Source organism: Blautia schinkii (assembly GCF_013304825.1).
In the GTDB taxonomy this organism is placed as follows: Bacteria; Bacillota; Clostridia; order Lachnospirales; family Lachnospiraceae; genus Blautia_A; species Blautia_A schinkii_B.
In genome coordinates this window covers 226,570-241,689 of the sequence record NZ_JAAWUO010000002.1, presented here as the reverse complement: position 1 = coordinate 241,689, position 15,120 = coordinate 226,570, and the positions used below count along the sequence as shown (strand labels likewise).

The following is a 15,120-nucleotide window of genomic DNA, read 5'->3' as shown; positions in this document are numbered from 1 at the left end:
AGGAGAAGGAAAGATGAGAATCACAGACCTGCTCGATAAACGGAGCATTTCACTGGATGCAGCACCGAAGAGTAAATCCGAAGCTTTGGACATGGCCGTTGATCTTATGGTAAAGAGCGAGAAGATCAGCGACAGAGAAGCTTATCGGAAACAGGTATACTTAAGAGAGGAAGAGAGCACAACAGGAATCGGTGAGGGAATCGCCATTCCTCATGGAAAATGTGACGCAGTAAAGAAACCGGGACTTGCAGCCATGGTTGTAAAAAACGGCGTGGAGTTCGAAGCTCTGGACGATGAGCCGGTTACACTGCTTTTTCTGATCGCAGCACCGAATACAGAAGACAATATTCATCTGGATGTACTCAGCAAACTTTCTGTAATGCTGATGGATGACAATTTTACAGAGTCCTTACGTAATGCAGGGTCTGTAGACGAATTTATGGAGATCATCGACAAGGCAGACAATGAGAAGAAGGATATTGATGAGAGACTGGCAGACACTGGAAGTTCCGAAGGAGCCAGGGCCAGGTTGCTGGCAGTTACTTCCTGCCCGACAGGTATTGCCCACACCTACATGGCAGCAGAAGGACTGGAAAAAGCAGCCAAGGCGAAAGATTGCTTCATTAAAATAGAAACAAGAGGCTCCGGCGGAGCAAAAAATGTACTTACTGACAAAGAGATCCAGGAAGCAGACTGTATTATCGTGGCAGCAGATGCCAAAGTTCCGATGGATCGTTTCGACGGAAAGAAAGTCATCGAATGTCAGGTTTCCGATGGAATCAGCAAAGCAGACCAGCTTGTGGAACGTGCGATTTCCGGAGATGTTCCGGTATATCATGCGGCAGCAGGCAGTCAGAGTTCTTCCTCAAATGCAAAAGCAGGCGGCGGAGCAGGACACAAGATCTACATGCAGCTGATGAACGGTGTATCTCATATGCTTCCGTTGGTTGTTGGCGGCGGTATTCTGATTGCTCTTGCATTTCTGATCGATGGCTTAAGCGTAGATTTAAGTTCCCTTCCGGCAGACCAGAGAGCAAACTTTGGTACTATCACACCAGTAGCAGCTGTTCTGAAACATATTGGTGATACAGCATTTGGCTTCATGCTTCCTGTGCTGGCCGGCTTTATCGCAATGGCAATCGGTGACAGACCTGCACTTGCAGTTGGTCTTGTAGGCGGTATGATCGCAGCAAACGGAAAGTCCGGTTTCCTGGGAGCTCTTCTCGCAGGTTTCCTTGCAGGATATCTGATTCTTGCACTTCGTAAAGTTTGTGATAAACTTCCGGAAGCACTGGAAAAAATCGCACCTGTACTGATCTATCCGGTTGTTGGTGTCCTTCTTATGGGACTTTGCATGACATTCATCGTAGAGCCGATCATGGGCGGCATCAACACAGGATTAAATAATGCCTTGACAGGTATGGGAAATTCAAGTAAAGTAATTTTAGGACTGGTTCTTGGCGGAATGATGGCCATTGATATGGGTGGCCCATTCAACAAAGCAGCATATGTATTTGGTACAGCTGCAATTGCAGCAGGTAACTACGATATCATGGCAGCAGTTATGGTAGGAGGTATGACTCCTCCGTGTGCGATCGCACTTGCATCCCTGCTGTTCAGGGATAAATTTACAAAAGAAGAGCGAGAGGCAGGACCGACTAACTTTATCATGGGACTTGCATTCATTACAGAGGGAGCGATTCCTTTTGCGGCATCTGACCCGATCCATGTACTTCCGTCCTGTATCGTTGGTTCTGCAGTAGCAGGAGCAATCTCCATGTTCTTCAACTGTACACTGATGGCACCTCACGGTGGAATCTTCGTATTCCCGGTTGTAGGCAATGCGCTGATGTACCTGGTTGCACTGGTAGCCGGAACTCTGATCTCAGCAGTACTTCTTGGTGTGCTGAAGAAGAAAGTCGCTTAAAATAAAAAAATAATCTGGAGGATAAAGAAATGAAAGAATTCAAGTATGTAGTAACAGATAACGAAGGAATCCATGCACGTCCGGCCGGAGAGCTTGTGAAGCTTGTAAAAGGTTTCGAGTCCAAGATCACAATCGAGAAAGACGGCAAGACAGTAGAGTGCAGAAAACTTCTTGCACTTATGGGACTTGGCGTAAAGAAAGGTCATGAGGTTACTTTCACATTCGATGGTGCAGACGAGGATGCAGCATACGAGGCAGTAAGCAAATTCATGCAGGAGAACCTGTAATCCCTGAATGAAGAATAAGAAACATCCCGGTCTGGTGATCGGGATGTTTTTTTGAAGGAGGAAAAGAAGATGCTGACAGAACAGAGATATGAAATTATCCTCGATCTTCTCAGAGAAAAAAAGAGCGTCACAGTGACGGAGCTGAAAGATATTCTGGATGCCTCAGAGTCCACAGTCCGAAGAGATATCACGGCACTCTATAAAGCAGGCAGGCTTACCAGGGTTTTTGGCGGTGCGGTAGCTCTGGAACATACAGTGAACGCCTATGAACCTACAGTAGCACAGAAATCCGAGCTGAATACTGAAGAAAAAAAGAAGATTGCGGCTTATGCGGCATCTCTGATACAGCCGGAGGATTTTGTGTATCTGGATGCCGGAACCACCACGGGATATATGCTGGAGCATCTGGAAGGCTCAGGAGCTACTTTTGTGACCAATGGTGTTTCCCATGCGAGAACGTTGGCACAGATGGGGGTCAGGGTACTTCTGCTCGGTGGCGAACTGAAAGGTTCTACAGAAGCTGTAATCGGAAGCCAGGCCATGCAAATGCTGAAGAATTACCATTTTACCAAAGGATTTTTCGGAACTAACGGAATGACACAAAAAGAAGGCTTTACAACACCGGAGGCAAATGAGGCACTGGTGAAACGTACCGCTATGGAGCAATGCCTGGAGAAATATGTGGTATCAGACAGCTCCAAGTTCGGACAGATCAGTGCAGTGACATTCTTTGCTTTTGACGGAGCAGAGATTCTGACAGAAAGCTGTTCAAGAGAATATAAAGACTGTCAAAATATTCAGGTTGTATCATAGGCAGACAAAACGGTTCAGAAGAGGTGAAAGGAATGGAAAATAAAAAAATTCCGAGTATCCTGGAAAAGGGGAAACAGATATGAAGATAATTGCAAAGATCAGGAGTGATTTTCCAACGAAATTCGGGATACCCCGCCAGAGCGGCCGCGTGGAGGGACTGACAGGCCGGATCGTTTTTGAACCGGAATACAGAGTACGCGAAGCTGTGAAAGGTCTGGAGGATTTTTCCCATATCTGGCTGATCTGGGAATTTTCGGAGGCTGTACGTGAGCAATGGTCTCCCACAGTACGGCCGCCACGCCTTGGCGGAAATGAGAGGATGGGCGTGTTTGCCACCAGATCTCCATTTCGACCTAATTCTATAGGGCTTTCCTGTGTAAAACTGGAACAGATCGATCTTAAGTGTAAAGAGGGACCGGTACTGGTTGTGTCAGGGGCAGACCTTATGGACGGTACGCCGATCTTTGATATCAAACCGTATATCCCAGCAGCAGACTGCCATCCGGAAGCACTGGGAGGATTTGCGGAAAAAGTAGAACAGCATTTTCTGCAGGTGGAGATTCCGCAAAAATGGGTGGCCATGATCCCGGAGGAGAAGCTGGAAGCATTAAAGGGAGTTCTCAGGGAAGATCCAAGACCAGCCTACCAGAAAGATCCTCGGAGGATCTACGGAATGCCTTTTGCAGGGATGGATGTTCACTTTCAGGTGAAGGACGGTGTACTTTCTGTATGCGGCATTACAGAATATAAAAATAATTAAAATTACCTTTGACAAACTTTTTAAGGCATGGTATCATGATAAAGAGTTAGCAGATGCTAACTCAATATTTTAAACCATGAGTTAGCTTGAAATAACCATATAAAAAGTTCAGGAATCAAAGGAGAGTGAAATTATGAGCGTTGTAATTGTAGGCGGTAATGAAAGAATGGTATGTCAGTATGAGGATATCTGCAAAGGGTTCGGATGTAAGGCAAAAGTTTTTGCAAAAGAAAAAGGAGCTATGAAGAAAAAAATCGGTGTGCCGGATCTGATGATCCTTTTCACAAGCACAGTTTCCCACAAAATGGTTAACTGCGCAGTAGAAGAAGCAAAGAAAAAATCAATCCCCGTATGTCGCTGCCATACAAGCAGCGCTGCAGCTCTTGAGAATATCCTGAAGCAGTACTGTGCATAAGAAACAGGTTTTATGAGCCTTTTCTCTTGTATAATTTGACTTTTTTTGCAGAAATTGGCGGAAAGACTTGCAAAATCATGAGTTTTTCAATAAAATAGCCATAGGTTTCTGTGGTAAAGCGTTGCAGTGAGATATGAACTGAAAAGCAACGCAGGAAGTCGAAATGCTGCCGTTTGGAAAATGAACAGCAGTATCGAAATTACAGGTGAGAGGTGTTATCATGAAAAAAGTTGTAAAATTCGGTGGAAGTTCTCTTGCAAATGCAGAGCAGTTTCAGAAAGTCGGCGATATCATCCGCAGCGATGAGAGCCGCCGCTATGTTGTTCCGTCAGCTCCGGGAAAGAGATTTGACGAAGACATTAAGGTAACGGATATGCTTTACGGATGCTATGATGCAGCTTCCAAGGGAGAGGATTTCTCCGATAAGCTGAAAGCGATCAAAGAGAGATATTATGAGATTATCAAAGGTCTTGGCCTGACGCTTTCCCTTGAGGATGAGTTCAAGAAGATTGAGGAGGATTTCCGTGCACAGGCAGGAATCCAGTATGCGGCATCCAGAGGAGAGTTCCTTAATGGTAAGATCATGGCTGCATATCTTGGATATGATTTTGTAGATGCGGCTTCTGTGATCCGTTTTGACAAGAACGGTAATCTGGAAGCTGAGGAGACCAACAAGCTCCTTTCGAAAAAACTCAGCAAATGCCAGAGTGCAGTAATCCCGGGATTCTACGGTGCATGCGCAGACGGCACAGTTAAGACATTTTCCAGGGGCGGATCTGATGTAACAGGATCCCTTGTTGCAAAAGCGATCCACGCAGATATCTATGAGAACTGGACAGATGTTTCCGGTTTTCTTGTAACAGATCCGCGTATCGTACATAATCCGGAACCGATCGAGGCGATCACATACAGAGAGCTCCGTGAGCTTTCCTACATGGGAGCTACCGTTCTTCATGAAGATGCGATTTTCCCTGTCCGTAAAGAGGGAATCCCGATAAATATCCGCAACACAAACAGTCCGGAAGACAAAGGTACTCTTATTGTAGAGAGCACCTGCAAGAAACCGAAATTTACTATCACAGGTATTGCAGGTAAGAAGGGCTTCTGCTCTATTAATATTGAGAAATCCATGATGAACAGCGAGATTGGCTTTGGACGTAAAGTTCTTCAGGTATTTGAGGATCAGGGTATCAGCTTTGAGCATGTACCGTCCGGTATTGATACTATGACAGTATATGTTCATCAGGATGAGTTTGAAGAGAAAGAACAGCAGGTCATCGCAGGCATTCACCGTCTGGTACAGCCTGATTTTGTTGAGATGGAGTCCGATCTTGCACTGATCGCAGTTGTAGGAAGAGGAATGAAATCTCAGAGAGGCACAGCAGGAAGAATTTTCTCTGCCCTTGCTCATGCCAATGTAAATGTGAAGATGATCGATCAGGGATCCAGTGAGCTGAATATCATCATCGGTGTAGAGAACCGCGACTTCGAGAAGGCTGTCAGAGCAATCTACGATATTTTTGTTCTGACACGGATCTGATTCTGTTTACAGGATCATAGCAAGAAAGGGTTCCGATAGCTGTTGAAATTTTATCAGGACAGCAGAAGAATTGAACATTTAAAATCCGCTGCAGGGGATACGGAAACGTAAACTCCGGAGCGGATTTTTTATGTTATTTTCCAAAAAAAATCCAAACAAATCTGACAGAATTTCCAAAATAAAGACAAAAGATATTGTACATTGTGTCGAAACCCCAAAATCGCTTGAAATAAGGCTCTCTGCGTCCTCAAAATTCGACTGGCAACAGTTTGGCAACACCCCCTGTTGCATGTAAGAAATGTCAAAAAGAGACAGTGCCAATAGTCAGCAGTAATTGGTGCTGTCTTTCAATCTGTGGAAAGATATGCGGAAAAAGAGGTGATGTGAGAGGAAAAACAGCAATATTTAAAGAATTTGTTAATTTATATGGTTAAGTACAATGTGTACACACATTTATATATAAAGGCTAGGAGAACAGCGTGCAGCATTCTCTTAGCCTTATTTTTTAATTCACATATAATTAGTATTGCACCAGACAAAAACAGCGGAACAATCTATGAGTTAAATTATTTGAAAATAATTGTACATTCTTCTGTCTGCGTTGTTTTCTGATTATATGTATAGACGGTCAAAAAGGTATTTCTTTTTGTAATTTTAAATGTTTTTCCGTTCTTGACCCAGATTCCCATTTCACTACCTTTTGGATTGTTGATTTTACGGATTCCTGAGACATACCATCCGTTCTTGCTATTAACTTGTAATTTTATGTTTTTATTTTTGTATTTGTTGTAACTCAACGTATAGTTTGCGTTTTTGTTAAATTTGGATGTCAGGTTCAGAGAACCGATTTTGAGAGATGACAATGGGTTTACATATTTTTTTACTGTAACTTTTTGTTTGTAAATATTTTTTCCGCACTTGTAGGAAACAATAGCAGTTCCTGTTTTTTTTGCTTTCATAAAATATGAAGAAAAAGAGACAGGATTTTTCTGATACAGAGGATAGGCTTTTCTGGAAACAAGGCTTACCACTGAAGTATTAGAGGATTTGTAAGAAGAAACGCCCTGGTTCATGTAGACGTCAGTGTTTAATGCTGTTTCATTTGCTGTAGCAAATGCTCTTCTGCTTGCGGTGTAGGACAATGATTTTGAGGAATACAGGGTAAGTACCTGGGCTGGCTTGGAAATGGTTTTTGCCTGTACGCATACAGAACCTGACAGAATCAATGTCAAAGCAAGAAGTGTGATTAAAAGTTGTTTAATGTGTTTTTTCATACCTAAATTCTCCTTTGCAGTATATTTATAGTATCATTATATTCCTGTTTTACACATTTTCAAGTGTCAAGACGTAATTATTAAAAAGATGAGAAAATCCAGCATATTACTGTTGAAATCCAAAAGAAAGGAGAAGCAAATATGCGGAAAATCAAATTTGGATAAATCTACAAATATTTTTTGCGGGTTATTTTTCGGAGCGTAACCTTTTCCGCAAAAATTTGAATTGTGGATTTCTTTGTGACATAATGGATTTGTAAGCAAAAAGAACTCGCGAGTGAAACCATAAAAACTGTTTTCCCGGAAGGGACTTATTGATAGAGGAGGTACATTTATGTACGAGAATTATGTTGAATTAAATAATAACATCGTGAAAATCTGTGATTGTTTTACTGCCCCAGAGGATGCAGAAGATATAAGGGTAGGAGAGGAAATCAGCAGGATTGTCCGCAGAGCATTTCTTTATAGATTCATGAGTTATGTAACAGATGATTGTGAGAATAAAGGAATGGATGAAAAGGAAATAAATCCTGTGAACCAGGGAGTTATTTAGTATCTCCATCACGACCTTTAGAATTTACTATCATGAATGCAAAAGAGATGAAAAAGGGCGAGACATCCCTGGAAGGAGATGCGGTACGGAAAAAGAAGGATATTTTATTTAATATGTTCAGCCTGTATGCGCAGCGTTATATCCTTCTGGATATCTGGAAGGAGGATGCAAAAGAGAGTGATTCTTCAAAAGAACTTTTGGAAAAAGCGCAGAAACTGTTTGCATATTCTGAAAGTGAAGATGACCCAAGAGACAAAAGAGCACAGGAGATTTACACAGACATTTCCGATTATCTTGAAAATCAGCCGATGGAGTTTTGGGAAACCGTGGATTGCCGGAGAGGGAAACTGGAAGATTTATTATGTGAAGCATATGATAAAGTCTATGGAAAATAAGTTCCCGGATTTCGGGGTGTAATAAGAAGGGAGAGCAGTTGTGTGGGCTGTTCTCCCTTTTTGGTGGAATCAAATTGCAATGAATTAATAATTCCGCCCTTGGTTTTCGCTTACAGTCTTTTGCGTAGATTGGTCCAGCCTTTCCAGCAGATATCCGGCCCGGCCAGCCAGGTAGAGGGTATGGTTCAGGGCATAATCGGTTTTATGTAAGATTCGGTCAAATGTCTCGGTTTTTACCTTGCCGGTCCGCTTGCGGATATGGTCAGAAGTCCGCTGTCCGTAAATGTCAGACCATCTTTTTCTACGTTCCCGGAAGTCGGCCAGGTGTGAGACATCATCGGGTATCTGGCTGCATAGTTTTTCATATCGGCGGGTATGCTCCTGTATCTGTTCCTCGCAGGCGGAAATCTTCTGGTCCAGCATCTGCAAGTCGGATTCCATCTGTGCCAGCATCCTGGCCTTGGTTTCGTAGTCCTGGATATCGGAAAAGCCTTCCTCGTTCAGAATCCTTCCCAGCCGTTCCTGACGGAAGCGGATGCCTTCTTCCTCTGCCTGGATTGAGGCTTCTATCTCATCAGGACGGCTGCTCCAGGCAGGGAAATTTCCTTCCAGTTCTTTCTTGAGTGTGGAAATGTTTTTTTGAGCCTGCCGGTCTCGTTCCTGGACATTCTCCCGGGCTGCTTTTACACGGATGACTGATTCCTGGAGAGACTGCGCTGTTTTCTGGATATATTCCTGTTGTGTCTGGAAGTCCTCCAGGTCATACCGGGCAGAGAGGATTTCCCCCCGCAGCCAGCCCATGCGCTCTGCAATGGATTCGTAGAGTTGGTCATTCTTTTGTTTTATCTCTGCTTCCAGTTCATTCAGAGTCTGGCGGATTTCCTGATTCTTTTTATTTAGTTTTTTGATATCTTCATTAATCTGATACTGCTGGGAATTGGTCTGTTTTGCCCCATGAGGGCCAAGATGGATGCCGGCGATATCATCCAGACCCTGTGCTTGATAAGAGCGGCAGTCCACCCTTTCTGGTATGCCTGCACGTTCCAGGGCCTGGTTTACATGTTCTTCCCAGGATTTCCGCCAGGAAAAGATGGCATCCGTGGAGTTCCAGTACTTCATCTTCGGATTCTCCCGTCCGTAGGGAGTGGAGCGGGGATTGCTGGATGCCCTCACCAGGTTTTCCAGGTAGGCCTCAGAGGGTGTCAGCCAGACTTTTTCCCGGCCTTTGAAGTACGGGTACTGTTTTTCCCAGCCATCCGCCTTGACTTGGATAAATTCCTCGGCGGTAAAGGCTGCGGTCTCTCCCTGGCGTTTGCAGAGATATTCTTTCTGTGTCTTTGGCTGCCAGTTCCCATTTTTATCCAGGGGCCGCATGGTCAAAAGGATGTGTGCATGAGGGTTCTGGAAAATCATGTCTTTTTCATCCTTCGTTGGCTGGCCGTTCCGGTCAACAGGGATATGCTGCTCATTGGTGACAGGCGGATTGTGGATGCTGAAATCGGCGACCATGCCCTGAGAAACAAAAGCATCCTGGACAAATCCCTGTACCAGTTGGAGGTTTTCCTCCGGTGTCAGTTCATTTGGAAGGGCAATCATGACCTCTTTGGCGAGTCTGGCCCTCCGGTCTTTTTCTGCCTCTTCTACAGAGTTCCACAGATATCCCCGGTCCTGAAACTCTTTCGGCGCATGTTCCGGCAGCACGATTTCGCTGTGTGTCACCCATTTTTTCTTGGTGTAGTCCTCCATGATTCCGGTGTACTGATTTTCTATTTTACTTGCAGAACGGTAGGCGGCTGCGGCCACAACACTTTTTCCGTCATTCCGTTTGATTACCTGCATATGGAATTGAAAGATTGCCATAGATAAAATCACCTCGTTTTTTATTTTTCAATATGGAGAATCCGGGGCAGGATAAAATTTTTTTCATTCTGTTTTTTATCTTCTCTTTTTTTCTGCATACTGTAAGTGCTGGTAAGGAAGAAACCTTATCAACGAAAATAAAACATAAGGAGTTGAGAACATGAGAGGAAAGCAACTTGCAGGGGCCACAGACCAGAAACTGCGGGTCCTGCTCACCTATAAGGGGTCAGCCACGGCCGGTAGTGAGATTCAGGATGATTACATATCTCTTAATCTGGAGGCTGACGGGAGACCGGAGCCGGCAGCCACGGCAGTCGTCAATTTTCCGGTGATGGAAGGAGAAAAAGCCTTGTTCATCCATTCCCTGGATGCAGGTGATAACAAGGCAAGGGAGTACCTGCTGGGCGTGATAGAGGATTTCGCCAGGAAGAGGGGGTATCCATCTGTTTACATCCATACCGGGAAACAGAAGAAGCATTTTTTAAAGAAGAATGGCTTTGAAGAGATTTCGGAAAAAACGATTGCCAGGAAGGTCCTGGAACCATGAAAGACTGGCTGTACCGGGTTTGGAAATATCTGAGGACGGAGATACAAAATCCCCGTCCTGGGATGAAAAAGGATATATGGAAATGGATAAACCGTATCTTTTTCAGCGGAATCTGGCTCCAGCCTTTTGCGATGGCGGGGTTAATCCTGTTCTTTCAGAAAGTTTTGGGCGGGGATGTGTCGTACCTCATCCTGTTTGTCTTATCATTCCTGCCGTCTGTCTATGTATGGTCAGAGAACCAGAGGCAGGCTGCGGCCGGAAAGAAGGATTTCAGTATAGAGGATGTATTCCACGAAAAGCCTAATGAATTTTCAAGCCCGTTAAAGCAAAAGGCGATGTACCCAGGGATTGCGGAAGATTTCCTTTTTGACCAGCCACAGGGCGTGGTGTTTGGAAGGACAGAGAAAGGATATTTCAAAAAAGAGCAGAAGTATCTGTGCAAGCCGATGGATGCAGCACATTATAAAGATGGCCATGTATTCGTGATTGGTGGGTCTGGCAGTGGCAAGTCCTCTGCCCTGGTCATCCCGTTATTGCTGGCCAGCCAGAATGCCGGTGGATTTTATGTTGACATCAAAGGAGAACTCTGGCGGAAGTCCCGAAGGATGGATGCGAAAGATGTGGTCATCATTGATTTCCAGGACCGGGGGAAATGGGGATGGGATGCGTTGTATCTCCTGAACCACAAAGGAGGACGGGCCACGGACCAGGATATTCGGGAGACTATGGAGGAAATCGCAAACAGCCTGATACCCATATCTGCCAAGGATACAGACCAGTTCTGGAAACAGTCGGGCCGCTCGCTTTTGGTCGGAGAACTGGTTGGCCTGTATAAGCAGAAAAAGATACACAACTTGTCAGAACTGGTAAACGAGATACTGTCCAGGGATGCAAAAGAACTGGTGGAGGAATTACTGGACGGGGCAGCACCGAGGGCTACAGAGACGAAATTTCTTTCTTCGTTCCGGAACCTTGCGGAGGATACGATGTCGGGAATCGTCCAGCAGGAGCAGGAGTCTTTAAAAATCTTTATTGATGAAGATATCCGATATGGAATGGAGACCAATACCCGGCAGGCAAACCCGCAGATGCTTGAGGAAGGAAGGGCAGTCTTTCTGGCCATCCCGGAGGAAAAACTGGAAGTGTACTACAATTTGGTAAACCTTATTATCGCCCAGGTGTTTGGTAGCCTGATAAAGAGGCCGGAAGGGAGCCGGCCAGTTATGGTCGTGATTGATGAGATGGCCCGGATTTGTGCCCGGTGCCCTGTGCCATATTTACATTCAGGAATACTGCTCACTGGAAGAAGTCGGAACATCACCCTGATTTTGATAACCCAGAGTTTTGAAGCCCTGGAAAACGCTTATACGAAAGCCGATATCCAGTCGATGATTGCCAATAGTGCATATCTGGTCTGTTTGGATGTACGGAGTCCTTCCACAGCCAAGACCATCTGTGGGATGGCTGGCACTTACAAGGAAAGGCAGACGACCTGGAGCGGTTCCGGGAAGAACCGTAGCGTCAGCATTTCATACCAAGACAAGCCAATCCTGGAGCCTTCGGATTTGTCCAGGCTGGTGAAACAGGATGAGGTCGTTATCATATCCGCAGATTACGGGTATTGCAAAGCCAGGAAGTGCTCATACTTCAACGATGCCGTCCTGGGGCCGATGTCTGAGAAGGTGCAGCGGTATAATCAGGAGGCTATGGGGATAGAAGGAAAAGAAGAAATAAAAGAAACAAAAAGACTAATGCCAATCCTTCCGGAACGGCCGGAGGATTGTAGAGAAAAAATAATGCGGCTGGCAGAAAAAGGATATGAGACCCTGAGGGAGTCTATCCACCGCCAGTATGAAGGAGGAAAGGAGAAATGGAAAAAGAAGACAAAATCAGACTGCAAAAAGCAATAGAGAAGAGCCTGGGGGAGCAGTGGGAAGTAAAGCCCATCACAGTCCCGAAAGTAAACGGCCCCAGGGATGGATTACGTTGCAGGCATGAAGGGGATAAACATGCCCTGGTCATATATCCGGACGATTATGCAGGGATGCTGGCATCCGGGGAGAGTATGGCGGATATCGGGAGATACGCAGCGGGCCTGGTAGAGGAAAAGAGGACAGCCCTGCCGGAAATCACGGACCTGCCATCCGCGGAGGACTTCCGGAAAGGACTGTTCATCCAGTTGGTGAATGCGGATGCAAACAGGGCACTCCTGGAAAATGCGGTATACGATTCTGTGGAGGATATGGCGGCAGTGGTGCGCTGTAAGGTAGCCGAGGAGGGAGCGTTGCTATATTCCTTCCGTGTGACGAAAGACAGCCTGCCGTTATTCCGGATGGGCCAGAGTGAGGTTTTGGCCGAGGCATATAAAAACACGGCAGCGCAGGAGTTCCAGTTGCGGAATACTGCTGATATCCTGCGGGAGGAACTGGAAAGGCAGATAGAAGCGGGGGAAGTGACAGAGATACAGAGGGAAGTGATGGAAGAGATGCTCGCCCAGGAATCCCCGCTCTATGTCCTGACAAACCAGGAAAAAGTAAACGGTGCCAATGTGATGCTGTGCCCGGAGGCTTTACAGAAGGTGTGTGAAGAACTTGGTGAGCCTTATTATGTCCTCCCCAGTTCCATCCATGAGGTCATGGTTGTAAGGGAAAGTGAGGATATGGACATCGGAAAGATGAAAGAGACGGTAAAAGAGGTGAACCTGTCCACGGTAGAGCCGGAGGACCTGCTCTCTTACGAAGTCTTCCGTTATGACGGCAGGAAACTATCCGTTGCCAGGGAAGATGTCCAAAAAGTATCGGAAACCGTAGACAAGGTAAAGCATCACAAATGGACGATGTAAGGAGGGAGATATGGGAAAAGAAGAAAACCTGACAGAGGCCGTCCGGAGATATCTGAAACTGAGGCCGGGATTTTTCCAGGTGGATGTGAGGACCGGGGACGGAAGGCTGATAGAAGGGCGGAAAAGCATGTGAGGGGCTCAAAATGCCTCTCATTTTTTATGCAGAAAATGTGGCTGGTTGATTTACAAAGGGGGAGGGCAGGAGTAAAATAATGGTATATCTATGAAACAGACAGGAGGAAAACAGGATGAAAAGAAAGAGGATAATTAGTTGTTTCCTGGCAGTCCTGCTGGTATTGGTGATGGCTATGCCGGTATTCGCTGCATCCGGAAAGACACCTTCGGCAGTATCTGTAACGAAGGCTGCGGCTGCTAAAAACTCCGTGACAGTCACCTGGAAAAAGTCCAAGTATGCCACTTCTTACCGGATTTATTACAAACAGGCCGGTGCGAAGAAGTGGACCACGCTGGCAACTATCAGCAGTAAAAATCTGAAGTACACTCACAAATCTTCTAAGAAGTACCCGCTCAAGGGTGGTAAAAAGTACACCTACACGGTTAGAGCGTACAATAAGTATGGAAAGAAATGGAGTTCTTACGACAAGAAAGGTAAGACCGTCACCATCCCAGCCGTGCCGTCTACCGTAAGGGCCAGCGCGAAAGCAAACAGTTATAAACAGGTGACTGTGACATGGACGAAATCCATTAATGCCACAAATTACGTTGTTTATTACCGTCCATCAGCATCAAGCAAATGGACAAAGATTAAAAGCGTAAGTGCGAAGACACCGAAATATGTTCACAAATCCAGTAGCAAATATCCGATTAAGGCGGGCAAAACTTATTATTATATCGTAAAAGGTTATAATAAAACATTCAAAACTTATGGTGGATATTATAAAGACGGAGCTAAAGTTAAAGTCCCTAAAAAGACAGTTTTAAATCCTACTGTAACTCCGTCTCAGCCTCCTGTCACGGTAACACCAACACCAACGAAAAAGCCTACCGCCACACCGCAGCCGACGAAAAAACCTACTCCAAAACCGACACAGAAACCAAAGCCGACGGCTACTCCAAAACCTACTGCTACTCCTGACCCAGAAAGCCCGGAACAGGTAAAAAAAGATATAAAAGAAGTTATCCGGTTAACAAATAAAGTAAGAAAGAAATATGGGAAGAATGCAGTAAAAGAAAGCGCGGCTTTGGATGCCGGAGCCGCTGTAAGAGCAAAAGAAATTTACACAAAATTTAGTCATCAAAGACCAGATGGAACAAATAATGCCACAGCTTACCATGCGGCTGGCGCAGGTAATATTTTAGGTGAAAATATTACAACTGGAAGCAGTCCTGAAAGAGCAGTCGAATTATGGGAAGAAAGCAAAGGACATCTAGTTACACTGATAGACAAACGCGCTACTCATATAGGAGTTGGCTATTATAAAGGCTTTTGGGTCCAGGTATTTGCACAAAACCCTGACCAGAAATTCACGCTAACAGTCGATGCTAATGGCGGATATTTTCCGGATAAAGATAATGCTGAAAAATACACAATACAGGTGCCGGCAGGGATGACGCTATATGCGAAGGATATAACTAAACCAGTAAAAGCAAACGCTACATTTGAAAAATGGACTATCTTCGACAGTACTGAGATTGAAGGAGGAATACGAGATAAAATTCATATGTATGATAGTCAAACGTTAAAAGCCAATTGGACAGACAATAATTCATCCTATTGATGATATAAATACACAGAAACGCACCACCGTATGGCGGTGCGTTATTTGATAATTTGTCAGCAAAGTTAAGCTCTACAAATGTGTATCCTTCCCTGCATACGACGGCTTAAAAACAAAAATATTTACCCGCAAAAATGAGATTGGTTGACAATTCCGATTCCTCTAATT

15 protein-coding genes are annotated in these 15,120 nt (G+C 45.0%); 13 read left to right on the top strand and 2 right to left on the bottom strand.

The window, feature by feature from the left end; genetic code table 11:
- Nucleotides 1–13: 13 nt before the first annotated feature.
- The 6 genes from HFM85_RS02575 (at nt 14) to HFM85_RS02550 (ending at nt 5,742) form a co-directional block, all read left to right on the top strand.
- A complete protein-coding gene (locus tag HFM85_RS02575) occupies nt 14–1,927 on the top strand; it encodes a PTS fructose transporter subunit IIABC (protein ID WP_173738672.1) in 1,914 nt (637 codons plus the stop codon).
- Nucleotides 1,928–1,956: 29 nt separating this feature from the next.
- Nucleotides 1,957–2,214 carry an HPr family phosphocarrier protein gene (locus tag HFM85_RS02570; protein WP_015525831.1) on the top strand — a complete coding sequence of 86 codons (258 nt, stop codon included), beginning with the start codon at nt 1,957–1,959 and terminating at the stop codon, nt 2,212–2,214.
- A gap of 69 nt (nt 2,215–2,283) precedes the next feature.
- Entirely contained in the window at nt 2,284–3,027 is a 744-nt protein-coding gene (locus tag HFM85_RS02565; RefSeq protein ID WP_173738671.1) for a DeoR/GlpR family DNA-binding transcription regulator, read from the top strand.
- Nucleotides 3,028–3,106: 79 nt separating this feature from the next.
- Nucleotides 3,107–3,787 (top strand): tRNA (N6-threonylcarbamoyladenosine(37)-N6)-methyltransferase TrmO, encoded by a 681-nt coding sequence (gene tsaA / locus HFM85_RS02560; RefSeq protein ID WP_173738670.1) that lies wholly within the window; start codon nt 3,107–3,109, stop codon nt 3,785–3,787.
- 133 nt (nt 3,788–3,920) lie between these two features.
- A complete protein-coding gene (locus HFM85_RS02555; RefSeq protein WP_015525835.1) occupies nt 3,921–4,202 on the top strand; it encodes a DUF2325 domain-containing protein in 282 nt (93 codons plus the stop codon).
- 220 nt (nt 4,203–4,422) lie between these two features.
- Entirely contained in the window at nt 4,423–5,742 is a 1,320-nt protein-coding gene (locus HFM85_RS02550) for an aspartate kinase (RefSeq protein WP_119240481.1), read from the top strand.
- 566 nt (nt 5,743–6,308) lie between these two features.
- On the opposite strand, the gene HFM85_RS02545 is transcribed toward HFM85_RS02550, so the two are convergent.
- The gene (locus HFM85_RS02545) at nt 6,309–7,016 is read right to left on the bottom strand and encodes a hypothetical protein (protein WP_173738669.1); all 708 of its coding nucleotides are present in this window, start codon (nt 7,014–7,016) and stop codon (nt 6,309–6,311) included.
- Nucleotides 7,017–7,350: 334 nt separating this feature from the next.
- Between HFM85_RS02545 and HFM85_RS02540 the strand changes: the two genes are divergently transcribed.
- Both HFM85_RS02540 and HFM85_RS02535 read left to right on the top strand, forming a co-directional pair.
- Nucleotides 7,351–7,569, top strand: coding sequence for a hypothetical protein (locus HFM85_RS02540; RefSeq protein ID WP_173738668.1), 219 nt, complete (start codon nt 7,351–7,353; stop codon nt 7,567–7,569).
- 32 nt (nt 7,570–7,601) lie between these two features.
- On the top strand, nt 7,602–7,964 hold the full coding sequence (locus HFM85_RS02535) for a hypothetical protein (RefSeq protein ID WP_173738667.1): 363 nt from the start codon (nt 7,602–7,604) through the stop codon (nt 7,962–7,964).
- Between the two features lie 84 nt (nt 7,965–8,048).
- Here the strand turns inward: HFM85_RS02535 and mobQ are convergent, their stop codons facing one another.
- Nucleotides 8,049–9,824 (bottom strand): MobQ family relaxase, encoded by a 1,776-nt coding sequence (gene mobQ / locus HFM85_RS02530; RefSeq protein WP_173738666.1) that lies wholly within the window; start codon nt 9,822–9,824, stop codon nt 8,049–8,051.
- Between the two features lie 160 nt (nt 9,825–9,984).
- Between mobQ and HFM85_RS02525 the strand changes: the two genes are divergently transcribed.
- The 5 genes from HFM85_RS02525 to HFM85_RS02510 all read left to right on the top strand — a co-directional run bounded on the left by HFM85_RS02525 (nt 9,985) and on the right by HFM85_RS02510 (nt 14,952).
- A complete protein-coding gene (locus HFM85_RS02525; RefSeq protein ID WP_173738665.1) occupies nt 9,985–10,371 on the top strand; it encodes a GNAT family N-acetyltransferase in 387 nt (128 codons plus the stop codon).
- Nucleotides 10,368–12,281 (top strand): type IV secretory system conjugative DNA transfer family protein, encoded by a 1,914-nt coding sequence (locus HFM85_RS02520; protein WP_173738664.1) that lies wholly within the window; start codon nt 10,368–10,370, stop codon nt 12,279–12,281. Before HFM85_RS02525 ends, HFM85_RS02520 begins: the two co-directional genes overlap by 4 nt.
- Entirely contained in the window at nt 12,242–13,213 is a 972-nt protein-coding gene (locus HFM85_RS02515) for a DUF5688 family protein (protein ID WP_173738663.1), read from the top strand. Before HFM85_RS02520 ends, HFM85_RS02515 begins: the two co-directional genes overlap by 40 nt.
- Before the next feature lie 10 nt (nt 13,214–13,223).
- Nucleotides 13,224–13,346, top strand: coding sequence for a hypothetical protein (locus HFM85_RS16400; RefSeq protein ID WP_274602625.1), 123 nt, complete (start codon nt 13,224–13,226; stop codon nt 13,344–13,346).
- Between the two features lie 115 nt (nt 13,347–13,461).
- On the top strand, nt 13,462–14,952 hold the full coding sequence (locus HFM85_RS02510) for a CAP domain-containing protein (protein WP_173738662.1): 1,491 nt from the start codon (nt 13,462–13,464) through the stop codon (nt 14,950–14,952).
- The last annotated feature ends 168 nt before the right edge of the window (nt 14,953–15,120 follow it).

Coding starts and splice junctions, on each gene's coding strand:
- HFM85_RS02550 (WP_119240481.1), top strand. CDS start 4,423: ATGAAAAAAGTTGTAAAATTCGGTGGAAGTTCTCTTGCAAATGCAGAG.
- HFM85_RS02570 (WP_015525831.1), top strand. CDS start 1,957: ATGAAAGAATTCAAGTATGTAGTAACAGATAACGAAGGAATCCATGCA.
- HFM85_RS02540 (WP_173738668.1), top strand. CDS start 7,351: ATGTACGAGAATTATGTTGAATTAAATAATAACATCGTGAAAATCTGT.
- mobQ (WP_173738666.1), bottom strand. CDS start 9,824: ATGGCAATCTTTCAATTCCATATGCAGGTAATCAAACGGAATGACGGA.
- HFM85_RS02515 (WP_173738663.1), top strand. CDS start 12,242: ATGGAAAAAGAAGACAAAATCAGACTGCAAAAAGCAATAGAGAAGAGC.
- HFM85_RS02575 (WP_173738672.1), top strand. CDS start 14: ATGAGAATCACAGACCTGCTCGATAAACGGAGCATTTCACTGGATGCA.
- HFM85_RS02510 (WP_173738662.1), top strand. CDS start 13,462: ATGAAAAGAAAGAGGATAATTAGTTGTTTCCTGGCAGTCCTGCTGGTA.
- HFM85_RS02565 (WP_173738671.1), top strand. CDS start 2,284: ATGCTGACAGAACAGAGATATGAAATTATCCTCGATCTTCTCAGAGAA.
- HFM85_RS02545 (WP_173738669.1), bottom strand. CDS start 7,016: ATGAAAAAACACATTAAACAACTTTTAATCACACTTCTTGCTTTGACA.
- HFM85_RS02535 (WP_173738667.1), top strand. CDS start 7,602: ATGAATGCAAAAGAGATGAAAAAGGGCGAGACATCCCTGGAAGGAGAT.
- HFM85_RS02520 (WP_173738664.1), top strand. CDS start 10,368: ATGAAAGACTGGCTGTACCGGGTTTGGAAATATCTGAGGACGGAGATA.
- HFM85_RS02555 (WP_015525835.1), top strand. CDS start 3,921: ATGAGCGTTGTAATTGTAGGCGGTAATGAAAGAATGGTATGTCAGTAT.
- HFM85_RS16400 (WP_274602625.1), top strand. CDS start 13,224: ATGGGAAAAGAAGAAAACCTGACAGAGGCCGTCCGGAGATATCTGAAA.
- HFM85_RS02525 (WP_173738665.1), top strand. CDS start 9,985: ATGAGAGGAAAGCAACTTGCAGGGGCCACAGACCAGAAACTGCGGGTC.
- tsaA (WP_173738670.1), top strand. CDS start 3,107: ATGAAGATAATTGCAAAGATCAGGAGTGATTTTCCAACGAAATTCGGG.